Consider the following 8,462-nt stretch of genomic DNA (forward strand, 5'->3'; position numbering starts at 1 on the left):
CTCTAAACTGCAATACGGAGGCACGACCTCTTTGACATATAAAATCTTTAATTTCTCCCCCTTTCTCCATAGCTATATTAAATGCTTTTTGATCTAAATCAACGTAGCGTATAAGATTAGTTACTATTTCTATATTCCCTGTTTTCATCCCTTCATAAAGGTATTTATTGTCATCTTGAATGTTATTACCTGTTAAGCGGAATAATAATGATAATAAAGTGCCAACCCCTATTATTTTTTGAGATTTGATGCAATCTGTTAAAGCTTTGTCTATAATAGAGGAGTGCGATTGTTCTGAGGGTAAACATATCTTAGTAAGAAAAGTCAGAGAGATGATAGAATCAAGTTTAGCAATTTTTATAAGGTTTTTTCTTCTAATATCACGGAGTTCGGCTGTATACTGAACGTACTGATAAAATTAGTAATTTCAAGCATTAATTTTTTTTTAAATCTTCTACATTATCTTCATCCATTGCTTTTTGGAATTTACTTCTTAATTCTTTAGCTTTATCCTGTACTGTTTCTTGTTCATTAGTAAGCATATTAACCTTTTGTTTAATTTTGTCATAAAATAGCAAACAAATATAATCATGTAAACTAAAAATTCTTATTAATTTTCTCAGCAAAATAATTTAGAATATCTTGATTTATCAGAAGTGTGTATGCTAACCATTCTAGAAAAATTTTTATTTGCTCCTGTAAAAACGTTCATCAATATACGTGAAGATACCGTATCAGCTCTTAAGAGGCTCGGTATTAATAATATTCGGGATTTGTTATTTTATTTACCCACTTCTTATCAAAATAAAATATTATCGCCTAATTTAACCGAAATTAGAGACGGCGAAATAATCCAAACGGAAATTATAATTGAGAGCATTAATTTACCAAAGAAAAGTAATCAGCCTTTAAAGATTACGGCTAGCAATGATACCGGTTCGTTGTTATTAGTGTTTTTTCATAAGCCTCCACCGTTTATTTTTAATAAGCTGAAAGTAGGAACGAAGCATATTATTAGTGGTAAAGTACAATTTTCTGATCATTACTTACAGATTTCGCATCCTGAATTTATTACAAATCCTAAACTTACAAAGGAAATAGAACCTATTTATTCCCTGACATATTTACTTAGTAACAAGCAGCTATATTCATATATCATAAAAGCGATGGATATGTTTGAGGAGAAGTGCAAGGAGCTTGAAGATAAGGAGGTAAAGGATTATTTGGATGAGGTATTGCAGAGTTTGAAGATGTTGCACTCTTTATGTCATTCCCTCCCTCTATGTCATTCCTGCGAAAGCGGGAATCCGGAAAAAAAAGTAATAGATTCCCGCTTTCGCGGGAATGACATGATGGGGCTTCGCAATGACGATTTATATGCTAACGCCAAAAAACAACTAGCCGCCAAAGAACTTATCGCTAATCAAATATCTCTTTTTAATGTACGTATGCAAATTGCCGGAAAACAAGGTAATATTTATCCTAAAGCTGTAGCTATACAAGCAAATATATTAAATGAGCTGGGGTTTGAGCTAACTTCCTATCAAAAGCAAGTCATAGAAGAAATAGAGCTTGAGCAAAGCGATAAAGTAGAAATGATGAGATTATTGCAAGGTGACGTTGGCAGCGGTAAAACTCTGGTAGCTCTGCTGACGATGGTAAACACGGTGGAGGCAGGACTTCAAGCAACGCTTATGGCTCCAACCGATTTACTTGCCAATCAGCATTACGAGTTTTTTGTTAAAGCCTTAAAAAATACTAATATAAGAGTCTCATTACTTACAGGTAAGATACTCGGGGCAGCTCGTAAAAATATTATGATACAACTTGAAAACGGTGAGATTGATATATTAGTTGGTACTCATGCGTTATTTCAAGAGAAAGTAAGTTTTAAGAAGCTAGGTTATATAGTGATTGATGAGCAGCATAGATTTGGAGTGCAGCAGCGTTTGAATCTAATAAATAAAGGAGTAAATCCCGATGTTTTAGTTATGACTGCAACACCGATTCCTCGGAGTCTTGCGCTTACCATGTTTGGTGATATGACTATCTCAAAGCTAATGGGTAAGCCGAAAAATCGTTTGCCTATCGCTACGAACACCATGTCAGTTAATAAGATAGAACATATTATCGAAGCGATAAATAAGAAGCTTGTAGCAGGTGAGCGAGTATATTGGATATGTCCATTGATAGAGCAGAGTCCCTCCCATGATGTCATACCGCGGCTTGACCGAGGTATCCAGAAAAAAATTAAAAAAGACTGGATCCCGTGGTCAAGCCACGGGATGACAATGGAGGACCAAGAGGATAGTTTATTGATGGATGTGGGTAGTCGTTTTAATTCGATTGAAAATATTTACCAAGGTTATACCGGTATTATTCACGGTAAGATGAAGAATGAGCAGAAAGATGCTGTGATGAAGCAATTTAAGGAAGGCGAAATTAAGTTATTAGTTGCAACAACCGTTATTGAAGTCGGAATAGACGTACCTGAAGCAACTTTAATTGTTATCGAAAACGCCGAGCAGTTTGGTCTCGCTCAGCTTCATCAGCTTAGAGGTAGAGTAGGGCGAGGCTCTTTGCAGTCATATTGTATATTGCTCTATAATCCTAAAAGGCTTGGAAAAGTTGCACGAGGTAGGTTTGAGATAATGAAACAAACTAATGATGGGTTTTATATCGCTGAGCAGGATTTAAAACTTCGAGGTAGCGGTGAGATTTTAGGAGTAAAACAAAGTGGTGAAATGGAGTTTTTCTTTGCTGATTTGGCGAAAGATTATGATCTATTACTTAAAGCTCATAAATTTGCAGAAATAGGTTCAAAAGGTAATTTAAATTTTGTTAACTTTCAGATAAAGCTCTTCGCCAAAACGCAACTAAGCGAGCTGGTTTAGGTTTAGTGATTTTCGTCATTGCGAGGAAATTGCATAGCAATTGACTAAGTAACCCAGTAAAAAATTCTGATTTACAGAATTTTTTAATTATTTTTCTGGATTGCCGCAGCCACTTTGTGGTTTCGCAATGACGATTTGGCAACGTTCATACACTAGCGGCTGGACCAAATTATAGTACCGGACAATTTCTATTCTATGTCATTCTCGCGGAGGCGGGAATCCAGTCAAATAAAGCTTTTTAAAGCTTTATTTGAAAAAAACGATATAATAAAAATCTTTAAAATTAAGATTTTTTATTCTGGATCCCCGCTTTCGCGGGGATGACATCGAGGTCTTTTCAAAAACTGTCCAATACTATAGGACCAAATACTAATACTAAGACTATTAGTATTTTACTCTATCGGTGCCTTTGGCATTTCTCCATTGAGATTTACCTCATGTGAAGTATTTAGGCTATTAGGACAAAGGTCATAATAAGATGGTGGTGATTCGAGAAGGTTTGTTGTTGTATCGGATTGTAATTTTTGAACTTCTATTTTGCCAAGAGCTTGAAGTTTCGCTACATTCTTAAAAAGAATATTTGAAACTGTTGTGCTGTTATATGCAATGTTATAGATTGTATCGCCGCCGTTATTAGACATAAGAAGAGGTAATTTAAAACTACTATCTACTTTTGCCTTGCTAAAATAATTTTTTAGTAGAGGAGTATTTTGTGATTGAAGTATATTCATTAAAACTGAATTTCCTTCGGCGTCCTTATAATTAAGATTAAGTTGACCTGATGAAAGTAGTAGTTTTGCAGTTTTGTAAGAATTATTTTGTAATGAAGTTTTGAAAGCTTCATCTAGAGGTATATTTACAGCATTATAAGCCCGTATAGTAGTAGCTAAATCGTATTTATAAGTAAGTTTACTAAAAATGCTTTTTGGTGTTGCTGTTAGTACGCGGAGTATTGGCATAACTTAATCCATTAATATTGTTTAATATTCATATAGCTTACATATTAAAAATTTTTAATATGTAAATAAGCCTTAGTGATACACATATAATGGATTTAAATGTCAATATTTTTGTACGCTAATGGCGTACTATTACTTTTATGAACAAAAAATTTATTACAGTTACTGAGCTGTCTGAATTTCAAAAATTTGCTAAGGCTTTTTTGAATGAAAAAGAATGCACGGAAATAGTAAATTATATTGCTGCTAATCCTGAGAAGGGGGATATTGTGGGTCGGAATAAAAAAATTGAGGTTTGCTCTAGGTAGTAATAATAAAGGAAAAAGTGGCGGTATAAGGATAATTTAATAGAGGCAAAAATGAATAATAAAAAACTTAATCAAACAGAGGAAAGTATATTAATAGGAATGCAAGAAGCATTATCATATGCTAAAGGTAAACTAAAAGTAAAAAAAAGCATAGCATTTCATTACCTGATGTTGATGTTCATGAGGCAAGAGAAAAATTGCAATTAACCCAACAGCAATTTGCCATAACTTTCGGTATTAGCGTAGCAACTGTAAGAAACTGGGAACAAGGAAGAAGATTACCTACAAGATCTGTAAAATTACTTCTTAAAATTATTGAGAAAGAACCGAATATTGTAAAACGAGTTTTGCGAGGATAAAATCAGTCTTGAGTAATTTCAGCAAGTCTAGTAAACAGAGCATCAATCATATCCCAGCCTTTTTTTTGAATAGTGAGTAAAGAAGGATCATTAATATTTATTTGTTTTAATAAATCTATTCCCATTTGTTCATGTTCTGGATCAAGATGCATATGTGTTTTGAAATGTTTTGCTGACTTATGATTTAAAAATATTGATCCTAGTTTTTCATAGAATATAGTAGCACAAGACTCTATTACTAAATGGACAAGAACAGCTCGCTCACTATCTCCAAGAGTCATCATTTTTAGTGTAAACCAAGAACCTAAGGCTTCAAAAATAAAATCTGTAGTTTCTTCACTATTTTCTAGATTTTGGGATAATTCTATATTATGTCCAAATTCATCGGTAAGATGCTCCCATGCAAGTTGTTTAAATTCTTTTGTTTCAGAAAATACTACTCTTGCTAATACCATTTTTTGAAATTCGTCTGACCAAATCCTAAAATATTTAAGAAATTTATTTTTTCGTAGGGTACTATCTAACTTAATTTCAAATAGTTTGTTTTTTCTAAATTGCTCTTTATATTGTTCATTACCCGAAATTAGACGACCTATTAAATCCATATAAGTAACATCAATATTATCTAAATCATATTAATATTAATCTAAGACCACTGTCACTAATGATTAATATTTACTTACCAATTTTTAAAACCATATGTGTATTTATAGTTGAATATAAATTGTAAGATTATGATTTGTATGCAGTAAATATATAAAACATTTCGGCTTATCCGTTTTAAATTTATCGGTATTTTTTGTGAGTAATCTTTTAGTATCATTAATGTATAGGTAATCATTAAGAAGATGAGATCTAAAATTAATTCAGTATGTGAAAAATGAAAATCATTAAAGGAAATTGCAAGAGTAAAAAGAGTTGAATGCATGAAAGAAGCAAAAATTGCTATAAAGTAGCAAAGTTTTAGATTTGTCTGCTCATGTTTTGAAATAAATCCAAGTATCATTATAGCAATTACAAGAGTCCCGTAATCAATCAAAGCCCAGCTAATATACCATAATATTACCATTATAATTACATGACAATAACCGCTATAGAGAAAGTGAGTTAAAGAATTACGAAAATAATAAATATACCATTGCCCTAAATAGATAGAGATTAGAATATTTGTAGTAAGAAACTGTTTAAATAGTACAGTAGTATATATTTGTAATAAAACACCGAATATTATTATATGGGTTTTTGGCTTATCATGAAAATTATAACCGGCAAAAAAGCAAAATACCGGCATAGCCGTGCGACCTATAATTCGCATAATAGTTAATTCAGGGTATAGATATAAACCAACATGATCAATAATCATAGCTATAATAGCTAAGGTTTTTAGCAAATCCTGGTAATTTGATTGGTGCTTATTTCTTGTTATTATCATAATTGACCACTTTTAATAAATATGCCGTGCCGAAAAATGCTCCCATTCCAACTGCAATTGTACCCCCTAGCATGCAAACTTTAATCAATAAATATTCCGAATAAAAATATTCTAAATAATAATATTTTATTAAAGCAATGATGATAGACATTATTATGCAGCATAACAAAATTTTACCACAGAAAAGCTTTATACCTGCTTCTATATGTAGCTTATTTTGTTTTGTAGTATAGCTATATAATAAACCTAGATTATACCAAGCTGCAATAGATGTACCAACTGCAATACCAATATGCTTCAACGAATCCATTAATAATAGATTCATACCGGTATTAATTATTATTGAAAATAAGGTTATTTTGAGCGGTGTTTTAGTATCTCCGTTAGCATAAAAAATAGGAGTTAAAATTTTTGCCAAAATAAGAGCAGGAAGTCCGAGTGCAAATGCAGAAATAACCTCGGCTGTATTTGTAGTATCTTGGTGCGTGAATACTCCCCTTTCATAAATTATATTAATAATCGGATGAGATAGAATGATAATACCAAATGTTGCAGGCAATGATAACAATAGCCCCATTCTAATAGCGTTATCCTGTATTTTTTTTGCAGCTAATATATCATTTGATTTATAGATTTTTGACAGTTCAGGTAGCAATATAGTAGAGAAACTAGTACCTATTATCGATAAAGGAAATTGATATATCCGGTCGGCATAAGATAATATAGAAATAGCACCTTCAATAAAGCTAGCAATAGATTGGGATATGAAAAGATTTAATTGCTGTACGCCGGAGCTAATGGTTGCCGGTCCCATATTAATCAAAAGCTTTTTTACATCGGGATCGCTTGGGTTAAAAATTATCGGAAAGTTTAAATCCACTCTTTTCACGCAGACAAACATAAAAGAAACTTGCAATATTCCGGCAATTATTAAAGATAAGCTAATTGAGATAGTAGACTCTATATAATTATCAAATGTTAAAGTAAAAATTATTACGCATACACTTAAAATAACCGGTGAAAAAGCAAAGGCTGCAAATTTCTTTACAGAGTTTAATATTCCGCCAAGTAGAGCCGTTAATGAAACAAATATTAAATAAGGTATTGTAATTCGGCATAAAAATACCGTAAGCTCAAATTTTTCTTTTTTACCGTGAAATCCAGGAGCAATAAACAACATTAATTGCGGCATGAAGATTTGCATTAATGTTATTATTACTATTAATGTCAGAAGTAGAAGGGTAAATACCTCGCCTGAAAAATTATTAGCGGCTTTCTTAGAAATAAGCATTTTTTCATTATAAATAGGAATGAATACGCTTGATAATGCTCCTTCTGCGAAAATTCTTCTAAATAGATTCGGTAGTTTAAAAGCAACATTAATGCTATCCCCCATAGGCGTAGAGCCAAATAATGATGCGATAAATTGTTCACGCACAAGCCCGAATATGCGAGAAATTAATGTGAAAAAAGCTACTACGACCCCTGAACGAAATAATCGACTTCCTGCATAACTTGCTTCTAAAGGTAATTTGTGCGTCAATCCGGTACTCGCATCCTCACGTACTAAAGTGTACGCTGCGGTGGCATGCACATCCGCGTTTCCTTCAAATTCCTCTTTATTAGCTACGTTATGTAAGAAGTCGGTCACTGTTTATTTTTTATCTTAAATTTTCCTGATGTCATCCCTGCGAAAGCAGGGATCCATGCTAAAAAATCTTTAATTTTAAAAATTTTTTATTATATAGTGTTTTTAAAGTAAAGCTTTCAAAAAGCTTTACTTTAATGGATTCCCGCCGTTGTTAAGAATGACATAATCGGAAGAGCCATGCAGCAATGCCTCTAAATCCTGTTACAACTGGCTATTAGCTCTATCTATTCCTTCATTGATTAAAGCTTCTGCTTTTGCTTTATTTTCCCATCCGGTAACTTTAACCCACTTACCTTTTTCTAAATCTTTATAATGCTCAAAGAAATGCACGATACGTTTCTTTAGCATTTCACATAAATCATCTAATTCTTTAATATGATCGAAAGTAATATCGAGTTTAGAAGTCGGCACTGCGATTATTTTTTCATCAAGCCCCGATTCGTCTTCCATCATTAATACGCCGACTGCTCGGCATTTTATAACCGACCCAAGCACTACCGGATGATGAGCTACGACAAGTACGTCTACCGGATCACCATCATTTGAAAGAGTATGAGGAATAAAGCCGTAATTACACGGATAGCTCATGGTAGTTTGCATAAAGCGATCAACAAAAACCGCTCCTGATTCTTTGTCAAATTCGTATTTGATTGGACCGCTATTCATCGGAATTTCTATAATTACGTTTATTTCGTCATTATTTGCTTTTGCTTTGATTTTATCTATGAACATGTTTTTTATTTATTTGGTTGGTTGTTTTTCGTCATTGCGAGAAGAATTACGTAGTAATTTGTACGTCCGTAATCTCAGAATGTTTGACAAGATTGCCATGTCGGGACTATGTCCCTCCTCGCAAGGC

9 protein-coding genes are annotated in these 8,462 nt (G+C 32.9%); 4 read left to right on the top strand and 5 right to left on the bottom strand.

Going from position 1 to position 8,462, the window contains the following annotated elements:
- Positions 1 to 662: 662 nt before the first annotated feature.
- Positions 663 to 2,894, top strand: coding sequence for an ATP-dependent DNA helicase RecG (locus tag KYQ89_RS06315; RefSeq protein ID WP_218460881.1), 2,232 nt, complete (start codon positions 663 to 665; stop codon positions 2,892 to 2,894).
- Between the two features lie 392 nt (positions 2,895 to 3,286).
- Here KYQ89_RS06315 and KYQ89_RS08010 read toward each other — a convergent pair whose 3' ends face one another.
- The gene (locus KYQ89_RS08010; RefSeq protein ID WP_256621523.1) at positions 3,287 to 3,853 is read right to left on the bottom strand and encodes a hypothetical protein; all 567 of its coding nucleotides are present in this window, start codon (positions 3,851 to 3,853) and stop codon (positions 3,287 to 3,289) included.
- A gap of 140 nt (positions 3,854 to 3,993) precedes the next feature.
- Between KYQ89_RS08010 and KYQ89_RS06330 the strand changes: the two genes are divergently transcribed.
- The 3 genes from KYQ89_RS06330 to KYQ89_RS08020 are packed head-to-tail and all read left to right on the top strand — an operon-like array spanning position 3,994 to position 4,520.
- Positions 3,994 to 4,161, top strand: coding sequence for a hypothetical protein (locus tag KYQ89_RS06330; RefSeq protein ID WP_218460882.1), 168 nt, complete (start codon positions 3,994 to 3,996; stop codon positions 4,159 to 4,161).
- Positions 4,162 to 4,212: 51 nt separating this feature from the next.
- Positions 4,213 to 4,368 carry a hypothetical protein gene (locus KYQ89_RS08015; RefSeq protein ID WP_256621525.1) on the top strand — a complete coding sequence of 52 codons (156 nt, stop codon included), beginning with the start codon at positions 4,213 to 4,215 and terminating at the stop codon, positions 4,366 to 4,368.
- Positions 4,359 to 4,520, top strand: coding sequence for a helix-turn-helix domain-containing protein (locus KYQ89_RS08020; RefSeq protein WP_256621527.1), 162 nt, complete (start codon positions 4,359 to 4,361; stop codon positions 4,518 to 4,520). The genes KYQ89_RS08015 and KYQ89_RS08020 overlap by 10 nt, the downstream gene beginning before the upstream one ends.
- Positions 4,521 to 4,522: 2 nt before the next feature.
- On the opposite strand, the gene KYQ89_RS06340 is transcribed toward KYQ89_RS08020, so the two are convergent.
- From KYQ89_RS06340 to ppa, 4 genes are all read right to left on the bottom strand, one after another.
- Positions 4,523 to 5,125, bottom strand: coding sequence for a hypothetical protein (locus KYQ89_RS06340; protein WP_218460884.1), 603 nt, complete (start codon positions 5,123 to 5,125; stop codon positions 4,523 to 4,525).
- A 74-nt stretch (positions 5,126 to 5,199) separates the two neighbouring features.
- A complete protein-coding gene (locus KYQ89_RS06345; protein ID WP_218460885.1) occupies positions 5,200 to 5,952 on the bottom strand; it encodes a TraX family protein in 753 nt (250 codons plus the stop codon).
- Positions 5,933 to 7,495, bottom strand: coding sequence for a murein biosynthesis integral membrane protein MurJ (murJ, locus tag KYQ89_RS06350; RefSeq protein ID WP_410528051.1), 1,563 nt, complete (start codon positions 7,493 to 7,495; stop codon positions 5,933 to 5,935). The genes KYQ89_RS06345 and murJ overlap by 20 nt, the downstream gene beginning before the upstream one ends.
- A gap of 309 nt (positions 7,496 to 7,804) precedes the next feature.
- A complete protein-coding gene (gene ppa, locus KYQ89_RS06355) occupies positions 7,805 to 8,335 on the bottom strand; it encodes an inorganic diphosphatase (protein ID WP_218460887.1) in 531 nt (176 codons plus the stop codon).
- Between the last annotated feature and the right edge of the window lie 127 nt (positions 8,336 to 8,462).

Source organism: Rickettsia sp. TH2014 (genome assembly GCF_019249195.1).
Classification (GTDB): domain Bacteria; phylum Pseudomonadota; class Alphaproteobacteria; order Rickettsiales; family Rickettsiaceae; genus Rickettsia; species Rickettsia felis.